The following is a 17591-nucleotide window of genomic DNA, read 5'->3' as shown; positions in this document are numbered from 1 at the left end:
GTAGGATTCATTTGAGAAAAATTATTGTAGGTTCGAGAAGAAGCAAGCTGGCGTTGACGCAAACCAATCAATTCATTGATAAATTAAAAGCAGCGGGAGCACCTTTTGAGTTTGAGATCAAGGAAATTGTCACTAAAGGCGATCGCATCGTTGATGTAACGCTATCGAAAGTCGGAGGCAAAGGCTTGTTTGTCAAAGAAATCGAACAGGCACTTTTTGACCGCAAAATTGATTTTGCTGTCCACAGCATGAAGGACATGCCTTCTGTATTGCCCGAAGGCCTTGTAATCGGCTGTATTCCTGACCGCGAAGACCCGCGCGATGCGTATATTGCAAACGACCACGTGAAATTGATGGAGCTACCGGTTGGAGCAGTTGTTGGAACAAGCAGCCTGCGCCGCAGTTCACAGCTTTTGCTGCTGCGTCCGGACCTTGATATCCAGTGGATCCGCGGCAACATTGATACACGCCTGGCGAAATTGAAGGCTGGTGATTTTGATGCCATTATTTTGGCTGCTGCCGGTTTGAAGCGGATGGGCTGGAAAGATGATCTGGTTACGGAATTCATGGAAGTTGATGAATGCCTTCCGGCTATCGGACAAGGTGCACTTGCGATCGAATGCCGTGAAGAAGACACAGAGCTTTTGACTGAACTGGCTAAAATCAATGACGAAAACACTGCTTTGGCAGTCAACGCAGAACGTAAATTCCTTCGGGATATGGATGGCAGCTGCCAAGTCCCGATTGCGGGCTATGCGACTGTGAATGACGGTGAAATTACGTTCACGGGTCTGATTTCTTCACCAGAAGCCGATCAAGTGTTCAAGGAAATGGCCATCAGCCGGGATCCGATTGAAGCTGGTCGTGTAGTGGCTGAGAAAATCAGTACACAGGGTGGCTATGATCTGATTCAACGCGTTAAAGCTGAGAGCAATGTCTGAGAAAGAAAGACTGCTCGAAGGTGAAACGGTCGTATTCACCGGTTCCAGAGAACCGGTAGAGGCGATGCTTCACGCAAAGTCGTTTGGAGCGAAGACGCTTTACCTGCCGCTTATCGGAACTTCAATTCGCCAGTCGGAAAAGCCCGATTTGAATAGTTATGACTGGCTGATTTTTACAAGCCGCACCAGCGCTGAAGCGTTTTGCCAACTACATGAGAATGTGACGGCAAAAATTGCGGCGGTAGGCGAAGGGACGGCTCTAGTTTTGCAGCAGCAAGGCTACAACGTCGATTTTATTCCGCAGATTTTCAGTGCCGATCGATTTGTCCAGGAGTTTCCGGCTGTTGCCGGGGATGCCAAATGTTTGTTCATCAAAGGCGCATTGGCGAAAAATACCGTGGCCTCGATGCCGATTCAAGTGGATGAATGGACCGTTTACGATACCATTTTCAAGAAGGATAATGCTGAAAAACTGATACACCTGAAAGACGTCATCATCCTTTTTGCCAGTCCTTCTGCCGTGTCTGCGTATCGGCAGGCGGGAGGAGACTGGTCAGAAATCCGCACCGCTGCCATAGGCCATGTTACACAGCAGGCCATTCAGGCAAACGGCGGAACTGTCGATTTTACCCCAAAGAAATATACTTATATGGATGTCATCAATGAAATAGCGAAAGGAAGTTTGTCGAAATGAAAGAATTGAATTTTAACCGTCATCGCCGTTTGCGCGGTTCCGCTAATATCCGGTCAATGGTCCGCGAAACAAGCTTACATAAAGAGGATTTCATTTATCCGATTTTTGTAGTGGAAGGCGAAAACATCAAGGAAGAAATTTCGTCAATGCCGGGTGTTTTTCATTTTTCAATGGATAAATTAGGCGAAGAACTTGACGAAGTCGTGGATCTTGGAATCCCTTCCGTTATCCTTTTCGGTGTGCCGAACGAAAAAGATGCAGTAGGTTCACAAGCTTATCACGACCATGGCATTACTCAGGAAGCGATTCGTTTTGCGAAAGAGCGTCATCCTGAACTCGTCGTCATTGCAGATACATGTCTGTGCCAATATACCGACCACGGCCATTGCGGCGTAATCGAAAATGGTGTGATTCTAAACGACGAATCACTAGATCTGCTTGCACGCACTGCTGTATCTCAGGCAAAAGCTGGAGCGGATATTATTGCACCATCGAATATGATGGATGGCTTTGTAGCGGCAATCCGTTACGGTTTGGACCAAGCCGGATTTGAAAATACACCCATTATGTCTTATGGCGTAAAGTATTCATCCGCTTATTATGGACCTTTCCGGGAAGCGGCTCACTCCACACCTCAATTTGGCGACCGCAAAACCTATCAGATGGATCCGGCAAACCGCATGGAAGCTTTGCGTGAAGCCACTTCTGATATCCAGGAAGGCGCTGACTTCATGATCGTCAAACCGGCTTTGTCCTATTTGGACATCATCCGTGAAGTCCGTGATAATTTCGATATTCCGATTGTTGCTTATAACGTCTCAGGCGAATACGCCATGGTCAAAGCGGCTGCGGCGAACGGCTGGATCGATGAAGAGAAAATCGTTTTGGAAACACTACTTAGCATGAAACGCGCAGGAGCGGATATTGTGATGACGTATCACGCTAAAGATGCAGCACGCTGGTTGGAGGGAAATAAATGACATACGAAAATTCAAAAGCAGCATTCACGGAAGCTAAAAAATTAATGCCGGGCGGTGTCAACAGCCCGGTCCGCGCCTTTAAGTCAGTTAATATGGATCCGATTTTCATGCAATCCGGCAGCGGAGCAACCATCAAGGATATTGACGGCAATACGTATATCGACTATGTCCTTTCATGGGGACCGCTGATTTTGGGCCATGCCCATCCAGAAGTGGTCAAAGCAATTCAGGAAACGGCAGCGCTTGGAACTTCATTCGGCGCACCGACTGAACTCGAGAATACAATGGCGAAACTGGTGATGGAACGTGTCCCATCAATCGAAATGGTGCGCATGGTTTCTTCTGGAACAGAAGCGACGATGAGCGCCTTGCGCGTGGCACGAGGTTATACCGGCCGCGACAAAATCCTGAAATTCGAAGGCTGCTACCACGGCCATGGCGACAGCCTATTGATCAAAGCAGGATCCGGCGTTGCGACTTTAGGCTTGCCAGATTCACCGGGTGTTCCTGCCTCAGTTGCAAAAAACACCATTACGGTTCCTTATAACGATCTCGAAAGCGTGCGTTTAGCTTTCCAGGAATACGGCGACGACTTGGCTGCAGTCATCGTAGAGCCCGTTGCCGGCAATATGGGCGTTGTGCCGCCAAATGAAGGCTTCTTGACGGAGCTTCGCAATTTGACGCACGAAAACGGCACGATCCTGATTTTTGATGAAGTAATGACTGGTTTTCGTGTAGGCTATAATTGCGCGCAAGGTCATTTCGGCGTAACACCGGACATGACTTGCTTAGGCAAAGTTATCGGCGGCGGTTTGCCGGTCGGCGCGTTCGGCGGCAAACGTGAAATCATGCAGCAGGTGGCACCAAGCGGTTCGATTTACCAGGCAGGTACCTTGTCCGGGAATCCGCTGGCTATGCGTGCAGGCTTTGAAACCCTGTCCCGCTTGACGGAAGAAAGCTACGATGTTTTTATTGAGCGCGGCGATCAGCTTGAAAAAGGTTTCCGGGAAGCGGCGACGAAATACAATATCCCGCATACGGTCAACCGTGCAGGCTCGATGATCGGGTTCTTCTTTACAAATGAAGAGGTTGTCGATTTCGAGACAGCGAAAACTTCGGACACGGAATTGTTCGCAGATTACTACCGCTTGATGGCGGAAGAAGGCATTTTCCTGCCGCCTTCCCAATTTGAAGGCATGTTCCTATCGACTGCCCATACGGAAGAGCATATTGCAAAAACCGTGGAAGCATTCCATACTGTATTTGCCAAATTGGCTCGTTCATAAAAAAAAGCTAAGTCACCTGGATTTTCCAGGTGACTTAGCTTTTTTTATTTGAATTTTGTTCAAGGTGAGCCTGGAAGAGGATAGAAATTCTCTTGCTGATGTCCACTCATCTTGCAATTTCGTGTAACATGGAATCAAATAGCCGGAACGGGAAAAGAGGGATGATTGTGAGAGCATTTATAATGACAGCGATTATCGCTGCTTCGGCTGGCGCGGTGTTTGAAGCAATCGGCATGTTCCTGCCATGGCTGCTTGGGCCGATGTTCGCGCTTTTATTGGTCAACCAATTCACAAAGCTTCCTCTCTACTGGCCCAAAGTATTGCGGACAGCGGGTCTGGTGATGCTCGGCGTGCAGATCGGTTCATCGTTTACACGAGATGCGGTGTTATTAATGGCGGTGGACTTGCCCTATATGGCGTTTATGACGCTATCAGTTGTGGCATTATCCATAGGGCTCGGACTGCTGTTCAAACGCATGGTTCATGAAAGCCTGTCGACGAGTTTGCTTGGTTCAATTCCCGGCGGTTTGGCACAAATGGTGGTCATAGCAGAGGACGTTCCTTCGGCAAACATTACGGTCGTGACAATGATGCAGACCATTCGGATCTTTATGGTGGTGACCATTGTGCCGTTCCTGACGATTTTTCTGAATGGCAGAGGCGCAGGAGAGATGGAGCAGCAGCTTTTTGCTTTTTCACCCATGCTATTCGTTCTAGCGTTGGTTGTCGGGTGGGCACTTTACGCAGGCATGAAAAGGATTGGCTTTCCGGCTGCCGAACTGCTGGCGCCGATACTGACGCTGGCGGTCGTGCAGACTGTTTCTGGCGATGTCCTGATTGATATGCCGTACTGGCTCATTGCAATCGCGCAAGTATGCATCGGAGCGAACCTTGGCTTACAGATGGAAGGCATCGGAGATAAGCTGACGCTCCGGCTCGGCGCTGCGATTGTATTGAACAATGTATTGCTTATCAGCTTTACTGTTCTCATCGCGTTTATCTTATCGGAGTGGCTTCCCGAATACTTATTCCTCGACTTCTTCCTCAGTGCTGCCCCTGGCGGCATTGCGGAAATGGCGATTACGGCACTGGCAGTAGGTGGCGATGTGGCTCTTATTACTGGGTTTCAGCTGTTCCGCCTGTTCTTTATCCTGTTGGTGGCGGCGCCGCTGGTTTCGTTCATTGTAAAAAAACTTGACGCTAAAAGCGGATATTGAGTACAATGAAAGTAATTAGATATTCATGCGTTGATGAGGATAGTAGAATGTGTGTGCATTTCAGAGAGAAGACCGAGTGGTGAGAGGTTTTCATGAACACCTATTTGAATGTCACCTCGGAGCAGTTGCCGTGAAACGAGTAGCGGGAACCGGACTTAACATCCGTTATGTAACTTGAGAGCCAGGTCTGCAAGTGGACCTGTGTATAAAGGTGGTACCGCGAAAAACTCCTTCGTCCTTTACAGACGATAGGAGTTTTTTGCGTTCTGCCAGAAATTAGAGGAGGAATTCCAATGACTGAACAAATGTCGACCAAGTACGATCCGCAATCGATTGAAAAAGGGCGTTACGATTGGTGGGTCAACAACAAATTCTTCGAAGCCAAACCGGAAAGCGGCAAAACACCGTATACCATTGTAATTCCCCCGCCGAACGTTACCGGCAAGCTGCATTTAGGGCATGCCTGGGACACAACTTTGCAGGACATCATGACGCGCATGAAACGCATGCAGGGCTTTGACGCGTTATGGCTGCCAGGAATGGACCATGCCGGCATTGCAACGCAGGCGAAAGTAGAAGGCAAGCTGAAAGAAGAAGGGCGTTCACGCTACGATATGGGGCGTGAAGCGTTTCTTGAAGAATCGTGGAAATGGAAAGACCAATACGCGGGACATATCCGTGAGCAGTGGTCAAAACTCGGACTTGGCCTTGATTATTCCCGTGAGCGTTTTACATTGGATGAGGGCTTGTCAAAAGCGGTTCGTGAAGTGTTCGTGAAGTTGTATGAGAAAAAGCTCATTTACCGCGGCAAATACATCATCAACTGGGATCCGGCGACGAAAACCGCCATTTCCGATATTGAAGTTATCTATAAAGACGTACAAGGTGCGTTTTACCATATGCGTTATCCGCTCGCAGACGGCAGCGGCCATATTGAAATCGCGACAACGCGTCCGGAAACGATGCTTGGCGATACAGCGGTTGCGGTTCATCCGAAAGACGAGCGCTACCAGCATTTGATCGGGAAGAAAATCATTCTGCCAATCATCGGCCGTGAAATGGAAATCATCGCAGACGATTACGTGGACATGGAATTCGGAAGCGGAGCTGTGAAGATTACACCAGCACACGACCCGAATGACTTTGAAATCGGAAATCGCCACAACCTGGAGCGCGTTTTGATCATGCACGAAGACGGTTCGATGAACGAGAACGCCGGCAAATACGAAGGGCTAGACCGTTTCGAATGCCGCAAGCAAATCATCAAAGACTTACAGGACATGGATGTACTGTTCAAAATCGAAGAGCACCTGCATTCAGTTGGCCATTCAGAGCGTAGCGGGGCAGTGGTTGAGCCTTACCTGTCCACGCAATGGTTTGTAGATATGAAGCCTTTGGCAGCTGCTTCAGTAGAAGCGCAGAAAACGGATGCGGGCGTTAATTTCGTACCGGACCGTTTCGAGAAAACCTATCTGCACTGGATGGAAAACATCCGCGATTGGTGTATTTCTCGCCAGCTTTGGTGGGGACATCAGATTCCGGCCTGGTATCACAACGAAACAAATGAAATTTATGTAGGCCACGAAGCGCCGGCTGACGCTGAAAACTGGACGCAGGACGAAGACGTTCTGGATACATGGTTCTCATCTGCCTTATGGCCATTCTCGACACTCGGCTGGCCAGAGGAAAACGATGATTTGAGTCGCTACTATCCGACCGATGCGTTGGTTACAGGCTATGACATCATCAATTTCTGGGTTTCCCGGATGATTTTCCAGGCACTCGAATTCACCGGTGAAAAACCGTTTAAAGACGTATTGATCCACGGCTTAGTGCGTGACGCGGAAGGGCGCAAAATGTCCAAATCGCTCGGCAATGGAGTCGATCCAATGGATGTCATTTCAGAATACGGAGCGGATTCGCTGCGCTACTTCCTGGCAACAGCATCGTCTCCAGGGCAGGATCTTCGCTACTCAAACGACAAGGTGGAATCTGTTTGGAACTTTGCCAATAAAATCTGGAACGCTTCCCGTTTCGCGTTGATGAACATGGAAGGCATGACTTACGACCAAATCGATTTGTCCGGCAAGAAATCCGTAGCGGATTCGTGGATTCTGACTCGTTTGAATGAAACCATCGAACAAGTGACGGAACTGGCAGAACGCTATGAGTTCGGTGAAGTGGGACGCTCCCTTTATAACTTCATCTGGGATGATTTCTGTGATTGGTACATCGAAATGTCGAAACTGCCATTATACGGCGAAGACGAAGAAGCGAAGAAAATGACGCGTTCGGTTCTTGCTTATGTTCTGGACAACACGATGCGTCTCTTGCATCCGTTCATGCCATTCATTACGGAAGAGATTTGGCAGAACCTTCCGCATCAAGGGGAATCGATCACCATTGCGGCATGGCCAGCAGTGGATGATTCCTTGACGGACCAAAGCCAGTCTTCAAGCATGAAGCTGTTGATGGACGTGATCCGCTCCGTACGGACCATCCGTTCAGAAGTGCAGTCGCCGATGAGCAAAAAAGTACCATTGACGATTTCAGCAAAAGACGCGAATACGCACGCAGTGCTTGAAGCAAATGCTGCTTATATCGAACGCTTTTGCAATCCGGAAACATTGACGATTGGCCAAAACATTGAAGCACCAGAAAAATCGATGTCCGCTGTGGTGTCGGGTGCTGAATTGTTTATGCCGCTAGAAGGCTTGATCGACATCGATGCAGAGCTAGCGCGTCTGAACAAGGAACTGGAAAAATGGGCGAAAGAAGTGAAGCTCGTCAGCGGCAAATTGTCGAACGAACGCTTTGTTTCCAAAGCACCTGAAGCAGTTGTCGCGGAAGAACGTGCGAAGCAGGCCGATTACGTGGAGAAGCACGCAACGGTTGAAAAACGCATCGAAGAATTGCAGAACTTGTAAAATATGCAAAAACCGCTTTCCCAAACGGGAGAGCGGTTTTTTTGTCTTCTCTTTCTACTAAGAAGTGACCAGTGCAGCTACTCTATAAAAAACAACTTGAATTTTGTTGGCAAAATGAGAAAAGTATGGAACAAACCTTTGGAGATCATTAAGGTCGCAGCATACGGAGCGGTAAACCAGGTGCTCTTCCTGGTTCAGCGTGTAAGTCATGCCCAAAGCGACCAAAGCGATTTATATTAGCACACTCCTACTTCGGCCGATCTTCACGCCGAAATGGTGCATGCTTTTCGAGTTTCTGTAAATGTTCCACTACCAGTTTTGCAATGTTTTCCTCATGCGTGTCGTAAAACGAACGCGCGCCGACAGGATCTTCAATTTCATTGAACAGATGCTGTCCGTCTTCCAGCAGCAAAAAATCGATGCCGACGTAATCACTGTTCAAAGCGCGGGCGATCCGCAGAACATCTTTTTCCTGAGCGGCGGTGAGTGTGTATTTTTCAACATTTCCTCCAAGCGAGTAGTTGGATTTGAAAGAGCTGCTGCCGCTGCGTTTTACGGCACCGACGACTTCTGTGCCGATGACGTAAGCTCGAATGTCTGCTTCGTGCTCGATGACCGGCTGGAAAATGAGCGGGGAAGTGGCAACTGGCAGTTGTTCAGCGGATCTGACGAGCCATACTTCTGAACCGCCGTGGCCGTTTGCTGTTTTGGCGACGCACGGAAAATTAATCGCTTCCCGGTAAGTTGGAATTGCGGGAACACCCAGCAAAAGGAATAGTTGATAACTTTGCCATTTGTCGTTGGCGATGCGGTTGACCTCGGCGCGGTTGACCAAGTAAATGCCGTGGTCTTCCAAATAGCGAGCTGCTTCAGGGCGACGTGCACGGAAAAGTACGGTTTCACCGTCTAATTTATCCACTAGCAATGCAACACCTTTTTCACTCCAGTCGTCCCATTTAACCAATTCGAAATCTCCGATACGCTGAAGTTCTTCTATAAATCCGTGGTTGCGTTTAGCATCGGTTGTTTCATAGAGAAGTTTCATGCTAAGTCCTCCATTATATAAGCGATCATGGCATCTGCGACATTGATTCCCGTGACGTTCAGGATATTGCGTATGTGAGCAGCGGCATTCACTTCGCATACTAAAGGCTGCTCATCTTTACCGAAAAGCAGATCTACACCGGCAAACGTTGCTCCGACTGCATCAGCGGCAGCGAGTGCGAGTTTCTCCTGGGCAGTGGTCAACTCGATGGGGGATGCCACTCCGCCATTGGTGATATTGGCGCGGAAATCTGTTTCCGAATGCCGGTACATGGCGGCGACGATTCGGCCGCCAACAATATTGACGCGAATGTCACGTCCCCGGCTGGAAGCGATAAATTCCTGGAAAACGAAATCGATGCCTCGAAGGCTATCGACTTTTTCGTAAAATTGCTCTTCGGTTTCAATCAAATAGACCTTCATGCCAAAAGAGCCGTGGCCTTCTTTAATAATCATCGGCAGTGTCAGCCGGTCGATGACCTGTTCAAAATAACCCGAATCCATGATGGAGAAATTCGGATAGACTTTTGGCGCGACGATGGTCCGAGGCATCGGCAGTCCTTGTGCTGCCAATTGGACGTATTGGGTAGCTTTATTGTCGCATAAATCGATAACGGCCGGATCATTGTAAACGGTTACGCCGCGGCTCTTCAAAAAATATCCAAGCAATATATCTTTATCCAATAATATTGCAAAATCAGGTATACTTAAATTAACTGATAAATCCATAACAGTTTCGTAGTTTTTCATGATTTTTACGTCTATACCTGCTCTTACTGCCGCTTCGGCAACAAGCCTGGCTTGGTCTGCAAATTTATCGGAAACTAAGCTTCCATTGTAAATCACCCAACAACTCGTCATATCCATTCCACCTTCGTGCTATAATCATACTCAAAAAGTGTATCACGTTTACTGCGGAAAAGAGGCTTCATTATGATAATCGGACTTGAACAATATAAAAGTAAATGGAATATATATACAGATTCCGCTATCCATCCGGGTTTGGAAGCAATCACCTCTGCTTTAGCCGAGCTGGATAACCCACATAGGAGCGGCAGGTTCATTCATTTGGCAGGAACCAACGGCAAAGGTTCCACAGCTGCCTTTTTATCGGCAATCCTGCAAGCACATGGCCACAGTGTCGGCAATTTCTATTCGCCCTGCATTGAAGATCTGCATGATCAAATTCAGATCAACGGTGAACCTGTCAGTCGGGAAGAACTCGGTGCAGTTATGGAACGCTTGAGCGAGGTAAAAACACCGTTGACTGATTTTGAGCTTTTGACTGCTGCTGCCCTGCTCGTTTTTCAACAACGTGCGCCTGATTTTGCCATCATCGAAGCAGGGATGGGTGGAGCACTAGACAGCACCAACGTCATCAATCCTGAGATTTCGATTATTCCATCGATCTCTTTTGATCATACTCACTTTCTCGGAAATACAATAGAAGAAATTGCCCGCCATAAAGCAGGGATCATCAAAAAATGGAAGCCGGTGGTTGTCGGGGAGTTGCCTCAAGAGGCAATGAACATTGTACAGCAAACCGCTGACAGCCTACATGCTGAAGTGATCTGTCTGCACCAAACAATAGATGTCATTTTGAAACTAAAAGGGGCGCATCAAAAAAAGAATGCAAGTTTAGCGATAGAAGCGGCAAAAGAATTGCTTCGTACCGATTACAGTGAGGAAAAAGCGTTGAAAAGTCTCGAATCGGCTGTTCTCTCATATCGGTTCGAAGAAGTATATCCAGGAGTCATTTTTGACGGTGCTCATAACAAAGCGAGTATCGATGCGCTAGTTGAGACGATAAAAGAAAATTTTCCGGAACAGCCGATCCACATAGTCATGGGTATCTTTAAAGACAAAGATTACCAAAACGTCCTCAGGCAATTGGAAACGGTGAGCGACCATTTTACTTTTATTGATTTTAAAAACGAGCGTGCTATGCCAGCTGAAAGTTTATTTCAAGAAAGCAGAAGTAAAAGAAAGACAATTACAAATTTATATGATATATTACCTGTATCTAGTGAAAAAGAAGTGACTATAGTCACAGGTTCTTTGCATCTCTTAGCTTTGCTAAGAAGTCCTAATCATTCGTTTTTTAAGCATTACCAAAGTTAGCAATTAAGGTCTTTAATAAGCAATTACTTTGTTAGAGGAAGGGGAGATGGTATGGGGAGGGATAGTACACGAAAAAAAATTCTTTGGTGTTTATGGGCGTTGATCGTTCCAGCAGGCTTAGTGCTTGTCTATACTCTTTTCCCGCCTTCTGTAGCAAATCCCTGGAATTTAGCAGCCTATGTATTGTTTTTTGTCTTGATGAGTTCGATGCCGATGAACATCAATGGTGCTTCAACGTTTTTGGTGCAATGGGTGACGGTCGCGCTGTTTCTGAAATATGGAATCTTTATCGAAATGCTGGTTTCCCAGTTATCCATGTTGATTGTATTATACCGAAGCCGCACAAATGAAGCGCAGTCATTGCGGATCCCGTTAAATTCCTTGATGTTTTTTCTGGTTTCATTAATTGCCGGCCTTGCCTATATGGCAGCGGGCGGACAAATTGGATCTTTGGAGCTGTCTCATGTCATCGTATATGGTTTGGTTTTTCAAGTGGTTTCGGTCTTGAGCAATCAAGTCATTTATCAGTTCTATGATTATACGACCGGCAATCGCAGCAAATTTTTTTCCGTTGATGCCAAATGGGATTTTGCCTTGATGCTGGTGATTTTCCCTTATGCCATTGCCCTGTATATGTTCGAATCTTATATTGGCATAGAAGCACTGATTTTGCTGGGCGTTCCATTCTTTATCATGAGCGCTGTGCTGAAAATGTACAACAACTCGGAGCAAGTCAATATTGACTTGAAGAAAGCCGGAGCAATCGGCCATCAACTTGCCGATCACCTCGAAACGGCAGAAGTGCTCGATCAGTTTGTCGTGCAAGTCGCCAAAATGTTCAAAGTTGAGTATGCCTATGTCATCGATTACCGCGATGGCCAGCAGCAGATGCTGAGAATTTATGAAAACAATCAATTACAAGGCCGCAAGATTGCCTCCATTCCTTACAATAAAGGGATTGCAGGGCGAGTAATAATTACGAATGACTCTTTTATTTACGACGAAAAAAGCCAGTGGCAACACTTGATGACAGGGAATCTTCCGAAAGATACGGAAAGCTTGATGGCGACACCGATTGCCCGCAACAACAAAACAGAAGGTGTATTGGTGCTGGCTTCGAAAAAGAAATACGCTTTTGCCAAACACCAGCTGCAGATTTTGGAAATCCTCAGTACCTATTTTGCTGTATCGCTTGAAAAGGCAGGATATATGCAAAAGGTCATTGCGAAAAGTGAACGCTGCGGCTTGACCAAATTATATAATTACCGCTACCTGGACGAAAGTTTGGAAAGCTGCATTGTCGAAATGAACGAAGGCCGCATGGAAAAACTATCTTTGGTTATGATGGACATCGATCATTTCAAAAGCATTAATGACCGCTACGGACACCAGAGCGGAAACGACATCCTCGTTCAACTGGCCGATATTCTGAGAGAAGAAATCGGAAACGAAGGGACCATCGCCCGTTATGGCGGCGAAGAATTTGTCGTGCTGCTCCAGGACTACAGCAAGGATTTGGCTATGCTCCTCGCAGAAAACTTGCGGCGGCGCATTGAAAAGCATGATTTTCTGATTGAAAGCGATCTTGAAGCAGACCGGCAGCAGCAAATTATCCACATCACTTTAAGCATCGGTGTTTCCACAGCTCCGGATGACAGTGACGAAGGCATGTCCCTGATCCGCAATGCAGACCGCGCCCTCTATATTGGAGCGAAACAGGCAGGACGAAATAAAGTGGCAGCATATTCAAAATGAGACTACGGACGGGCTAATGCCCGGCTGTAGTCTTTTTTCCTATTTTGAATATTAGTTTGTTAATATTTTTAGTAATTTCAGTGAAATTCATGAGAAAACACTGTTCATTAGGATAGAAAGAATGTAATAATGTAGCTAAGTTAAATTTAGATATAAAGATTCCTTTAATAGGAATAAAAAGGTATATATTCATGTGTGTTTGGGTGGAAGGAATTGATGAACATGAATGATAAAGGATTAAGCTTAGTTGAAGTGCTGGCAGCAGTCGTCATATTGGGCATTCTGTTCATTGGCATCATGTCCATATTCCCTCAAATGACCTTATTTAACGCGAAGACCGAAACCAAACTGGATACCATGAACTTAGCTAGGCAGGAAATGGCTGAAATTGTGAAGGCATCTAAATGGGAGAAAATTTTAGTCACCAGTCCGACCGATCCAACGTCATTAGAACCTCAGTTTCTTGATAAAGAAAAAATAAAAAACCAATTGCAAGCTTCAGGATACAACGAGGACATAGCGAATTCTGCTGCTGCAACACCTTACACTGCTAACTCCTTTGTCCGATATACAAAAGAAGGAGAGTACCGCTATGTAGTGGATATGTACTTGCAATGCGAACCTTTTTTATTAAAAGACCCTGTAGCAAGCGGAGCGGGAACAAAGGTGCCGTGCGCAGAAGGAGACCGGATTAAATTATACAAAGTCCATTTAAGGGTTTTCAGTAATAAGAGTTCAACAACTGGCAGTTATCAGATGAGCAGCGAGACCTATTCTTATATCCGGTATACGGCTAAAAAGCCAGGAGGTTGAGTAAGTTGAAGTTGAATCAAAAAGGGATTACCTTAGTCGAATTGCTTGCCGCGCTGATGTTGGTCTCCGTTATAGCGGCAATCGCCTGGAATGCGCTGTCAATCGGCTTTAAACATACAGCGGTCGAAACCAGCAAAACCCAGCTGCAGCAAGAAGCGAACTTGATCGTAACCAAACTCATCAACGAACATCGGAGAAATGATCATTATTATTTAAAAACAAGCGGCACTACGCTTGAGATACAAACCTGCAATGACTCTCCTGCCGGTATTGTGTGTGAAGGATTTGCACGTCTGACCGATTCCAATTATCTTTACAGCGGAACAATTGATGGGATACCGCTTACAAGCTGGGATCCGTTAACAAAAATTGATCCGAAGACCAAGCATGTAAACCTAGTTTTGAAGGTGGCCGATGCCATTAAACCTACAAGGTCCGTTGAAGTCAAAACAACCCTAACAAGAATTTTAACCAATTAGGACCAAAAGGGGAGCAGACGATGATATACATGAGAAATGAAAAGGGCTATGCATTAGTAATGGTTTTATTGCTAACCGTTTTAGTATTGGGCATCTCTGCGACTTTCTTGGCCGGTTCGCTCAATAATGCCAAACAGGAAAAGGCGGTGGATCTCTCGAATCAATCGATAGCTGCTGCTGAAATGGGAGTTCTCTATTATTCGACCGATTTTGAAAGATCACTTGATCTGATTAAACAGGAAGTACTGAATCAGACTCGTTTGGAATTGGATAAAATTGTTGCTTGCTTGTATTCCAGCAATAAAGCGGCTTGTGATACTTCAGCTGAACGGAAATCCTGGGAACAAAGCATAGATCTTCAAATGAAGCAGCTCTACGTGAAAAAGATTCTGATCAAAGTCAATGAATTAATCAAAATCAATGGAACAGCAACGGAACCGTTCACTTCCACCCAAACTAAGTACACACCAGAAACATGGAAACTCTTGAACGTTACTTATACGGATGCTGAACTGACAACGCTCAGCAATGCCTTGATTGATGGGATAGTGAACAAAGGTATCTTGGAATTGAAGATGGAAGTAGAAGGAACTTCGCTAAGTTCCCCTAAAACGTTAAACTCCTTGTTTACCGTGAATATTCCTGCTTCGTTTTTGAATCCGGGTGAAGTATACAACGTGGACCAGGAAATCATTTCAGGTAAAGAAGATGCTGCTTATCGGGATATTTTCAAATTGGCATCGCCCACGCAATCCTGTGATACCTTGCTGACGAACGTCATCGCAGATACAGCAATTGCACCATACGAATGCAAAATGACCGGAGATCAACAATTATCCGTGTTTATAGCGAAAGTTAAAGCTGCTGGGAAAAACCCTGTCGATTTTTGGGTGCATGTTGATGATTTTCAGAAGAATGTCTGTACTTCAAACTGCAACTCTATTGATTTTCTGGGGACTAATGTTGTAGTAAAAGCCACCGATGCAGGCGCCACAAGCAATATGAATAACTTGGTGAACGGAAACTTGATTATCAATGGCACATTGAGCACAGGGCAGAACATGAACAACTTAGGGAAGAATATGTCTAAGCAAACCATTGTCCTAAAGGAAATGGAAATTGGCGGGAACATCAAAAACTTGTACTACACCAATTTGATGGTGCTCGGAAATGAAAGTGGAAACGATGCGCGCTTGTATGTAGGCGGACAATTCCAAATCGATAACTACTCGAGGCTTTGTATGGACATAGACAGAATTCGCCAGACAGATTTGGATCGATTGGCTTCTACTATTGAAGTAACCAATAGCGGAATGATCATTTATTATTCTTCAGATGCTTCGAAGACATTCAAGCTCACAGGAACAGATGCTGTAAACCGGACAGCTTTATACGTTAAAAGAAACACTAACTACGCAACATTTTTGGAAAACTGCGGAATCTCCATCAAGAGCACCCAAACGGTTCCAATTTCATCACCGATTGTAATCGATACGGATTTTGATTTCGAAGTCGATTACTGATTCGACAATATAGTAAGAGTTTAGGAGGATTTTCATGATACGCATACTACTATTCATCATTCTTGCGGCAGTGGTTTTGCCGCTTGCTTATTTACTTTTTAAACAGGTACCGCTTATGAAGCGGATGACCGTTGCCGGTGGTGGAGTCGCCGCTGCAGGAGTTGCGATTTTAATGCAGGGAACATACCCTTGGTACTTTGTGGCTTTGGCTTTAATCGGCGTGTCATTTCTTGCCGCGTTCGTGTATATGAAGCTAGTCGAAAAAGAACAGCAGGAAAAGCAGCGGCTTGCAGAAGAGCGCCGCGAACAAAAGCTGCAAAAAGCGAAAACGTATTTGGCGACACCAGAAGAGACACCAGCAGCGATAGAGCCGTCTGAAAAGCCGAAACCGTTCGGCATGCAGTCGATCGAAGCTGATCGAGAGGAGATTACCCGTGGATAATAAATTATTTGGATTGATTTTTGCAGGCATATTCGGCTTGGCGGTTTTCGTATTCGGAGCCACCAATGCCGGCGCTTATGCCGTGGATAATTGGCTGTTTCCTACCGAAGAATTCGGTGATAACACGTATATCGGCACGACCGATGTCTCCAATATGGAAGTGGAGTCTGCCAAAATGTTGTTTGCTGGGCAGTCGGAAACATGGCGGGAAGGCGCTGAGCTTCATGTAGCTTATCAGGATGCGACCGCAGTGTATCCGCTTGAGAATGCAGAAATCCTTTTGGATGAAACCGTTAGGAACGCTGAAACGGGTTCTCAGAACAGTTTTGTTTTTCAATTGTCCGTAGATACGACAAGAGCTTTTTTAACAGAACATTTCCCAATTGCCGCTTTTTCTGAGGCAGATGTGGAAGCCATCAATCAAAAGCTGGAGACAGCACTTCAGGCCGGGCAGACAAAAACACAAGTTGCTATCAGCGACGACAGCTTGAGTTTGAACCGTGAAAAAGTCGCGGATGTTGTCTTTCCAGCGACATTTTCAAGCCAGGACAATTCGACCATTATAGATGCTTTGGACGGGATCCAATTGGCGCCCGGCAGCCGTTTTTCATTTCTTGAATATATAACGGAACTGCCATTGACGGATATCAGCGATGGAGAATTGACGCAAATCGCTTCAACCATTTACGGCGCATTGCTGCAGACAAACTTTGAAGTGAATGAGCGCAGCATTGGTTCGCAGGTGCCAGCTGAAATTCCGCTTGGACAGGAAGCTGCCATCAATCGTTCACTTGGCATCGACTTTGTTTTCACGAATCCAAACAGCAGTTCATTCACATTGAATATGTCAAAGGCGGGTGATTCCTTAAATGCGTCAATCAGTGGCTATCCGTTCCTATACACCTACGCAATTGGCATTACGGAAGAAACGGACATCGATCCGCGATTGATCAAACAATACAGTGCGTTTGTGACGAGCGGCAATCAAGTCGAAGAAAAAGGGCGGTCAGGAAAACGCCTGAATGTCATTCGGACCATCCTGAAAGGTGACGAGGCAGTGGAAGTCGAGGCCGTATCAAACGATTTCTATCCGCCTGTCCATCGTGTGGAAGTTTATCCATTGAGTCAGCCGGCTGCACCGGAAGCTACAGTGCCGGTCGCTGGCGAACCTGTTTTTGTTGATGCGAATGGAGATGGAATCCATGACGGTCCAGTGGTGACGCCGACTGTTCCGACAGCAGGTCAACCTGGCTTTGTTGATGTGAATGGAGACGGCGTCCACGATGGCGTTGCGGCAACGCCTACAGTTCCGATAGCCGGCCAACCCGGGTTTATTGATGGGAATGGTGATGGCATCCATGACGTACCG

General features: G+C 46.3%; 15 protein-coding genes and 1 other annotated feature. Of the genes, 13 read left to right on the top strand and 2 right to left on the bottom strand.

Annotated elements, in window-relative coordinates; genetic code table 11:
* The first annotated feature begins 11 nt into the window (after positions 1–11).
* The 6 genes from hemC to FQV26_RS11225 all read left to right on the top strand — a co-directional run bounded on the left by hemC (position 12) and on the right by FQV26_RS11225 (position 8045).
* Positions 12–941: a hydroxymethylbilane synthase gene (gene hemC / locus FQV26_RS11250; protein ID WP_146557565.1), complete on the top strand. Its 930-nt coding sequence runs from the start codon at positions 12–14 to the stop codon at positions 939–941.
* Positions 934–1635 (top strand): uroporphyrinogen-III synthase, encoded by a 702-nt coding sequence (locus tag FQV26_RS11245; protein WP_146557564.1) that lies wholly within the window; start codon positions 934–936, stop codon positions 1633–1635. Before hemC ends, FQV26_RS11245 begins: the two co-directional genes overlap by 8 nt.
* Complete coding sequence (gene hemB / locus FQV26_RS11240) at positions 1632–2615, top strand: porphobilinogen synthase (protein ID WP_146557563.1); 984 nt, start codon at positions 1632–1634, stop codon at positions 2613–2615. Before FQV26_RS11245 ends, hemB begins: the two co-directional genes overlap by 4 nt.
* Positions 2612–3901 (top strand): glutamate-1-semialdehyde 2,1-aminomutase, encoded by a 1290-nt coding sequence (hemL, locus tag FQV26_RS11235; RefSeq protein ID WP_146557562.1) that lies wholly within the window; start codon positions 2612–2614, stop codon positions 3899–3901. The genes hemB and hemL overlap by 4 nt, the downstream gene beginning before the upstream one ends.
* Positions 3902–4068: 167 nt before the next feature.
* Positions 4069–5118 carry an AbrB family transcriptional regulator gene (locus tag FQV26_RS11230; RefSeq protein WP_146557561.1) on the top strand — a complete coding sequence of 350 codons (1050 nt, stop codon included), beginning with the start codon at positions 4069–4071 and terminating at the stop codon, positions 5116–5118.
* Positions 5119–5139: 21 nt separating this feature from the next.
* Positions 5140–5361, top strand: a binding site (T-box leader).
* 50 nt (positions 5362–5411) lie between these two features.
* Entirely contained in the window at positions 5412–8045 is a 2634-nt protein-coding gene (locus tag FQV26_RS11225; protein ID WP_146557560.1) for a valine--tRNA ligase, read from the top strand.
* A gap of 247 nt (positions 8046–8292) precedes the next feature.
* On the opposite strand, the gene FQV26_RS11220 is transcribed toward FQV26_RS11225, so the two are convergent.
* Together FQV26_RS11220 and FQV26_RS11215 are read right to left on the bottom strand one after the other, a co-directional pair.
* Positions 8293–9090: an ATP-grasp domain-containing protein gene (locus FQV26_RS11220; protein WP_146557559.1), complete on the bottom strand. Its 798-nt coding sequence runs from the start codon at positions 9088–9090 to the stop codon at positions 8293–8295.
* Entirely contained in the window at positions 9087–9950 is an 864-nt protein-coding gene (locus FQV26_RS11215; RefSeq protein WP_146557558.1) for an ATP-grasp domain-containing protein, read from the bottom strand. The genes FQV26_RS11220 and FQV26_RS11215 overlap by 4 nt, the downstream gene beginning before the upstream one ends.
* Before the next feature lie 72 nt (positions 9951–10022).
* On the opposite strand from FQV26_RS11215, the gene FQV26_RS11210 reads away from it, so the two are divergent.
* From FQV26_RS11210 to FQV26_RS11180, 7 genes are all read left to right on the top strand, one after another.
* On the top strand, positions 10023–11210 hold the full coding sequence (locus FQV26_RS11210) for a bifunctional folylpolyglutamate synthase/dihydrofolate synthase (RefSeq protein ID WP_146557557.1): 1188 nt from the start codon (positions 10023–10025) through the stop codon (positions 11208–11210).
* Positions 11211–11261: 51 nt separating this feature from the next.
* Complete coding sequence (locus tag FQV26_RS11205) at positions 11262–12965, top strand: sensor domain-containing diguanylate cyclase (RefSeq protein WP_146557556.1); 1704 nt, start codon at positions 11262–11264, stop codon at positions 12963–12965.
* Between the two features lie 216 nt (positions 12966–13181).
* Positions 13182–13778: a type IV pilus modification PilV family protein gene (locus FQV26_RS11200; protein ID WP_146557555.1), complete on the top strand. Its 597-nt coding sequence runs from the start codon at positions 13182–13184 to the stop codon at positions 13776–13778.
* 5 nt (positions 13779–13783) lie between these two features.
* Positions 13784–14257 carry a PulJ/GspJ family protein gene (locus FQV26_RS11195; RefSeq protein ID WP_186759762.1) on the top strand — a complete coding sequence of 158 codons (474 nt, stop codon included), beginning with the start codon at positions 13784–13786 and terminating at the stop codon, positions 14255–14257.
* Between the two features lie 20 nt (positions 14258–14277).
* Positions 14278–15780, top strand: coding sequence for a hypothetical protein (locus tag FQV26_RS11190; protein ID WP_146557553.1), 1503 nt, complete (start codon positions 14278–14280; stop codon positions 15778–15780).
* A 34-nt stretch (positions 15781–15814) separates the two neighbouring features.
* A complete protein-coding gene (locus FQV26_RS11185) occupies positions 15815–16222 on the top strand; it encodes an MFS transporter (RefSeq protein WP_146557552.1) in 408 nt (135 codons plus the stop codon).
* Positions 16215–17591, top strand: a 1377-nt coding sequence (locus tag FQV26_RS11180; protein ID WP_146557551.1) for a VanW family protein, incomplete at its 3' end; no start/stop codon positions are given. The genes FQV26_RS11185 and FQV26_RS11180, both read left to right, overlap by 8 nt.

The organism is Planococcus sp. CPCC 101016 (genome assembly GCF_007859295.1).
Lineage (GTDB): Bacteria > Bacillota > Bacilli > Bacillales_A > Planococcaceae > Planococcus.
Note: the sequence above shows the minus strand (reverse complement) of the source record. Positions and strands in the feature narration are given on the sequence as shown.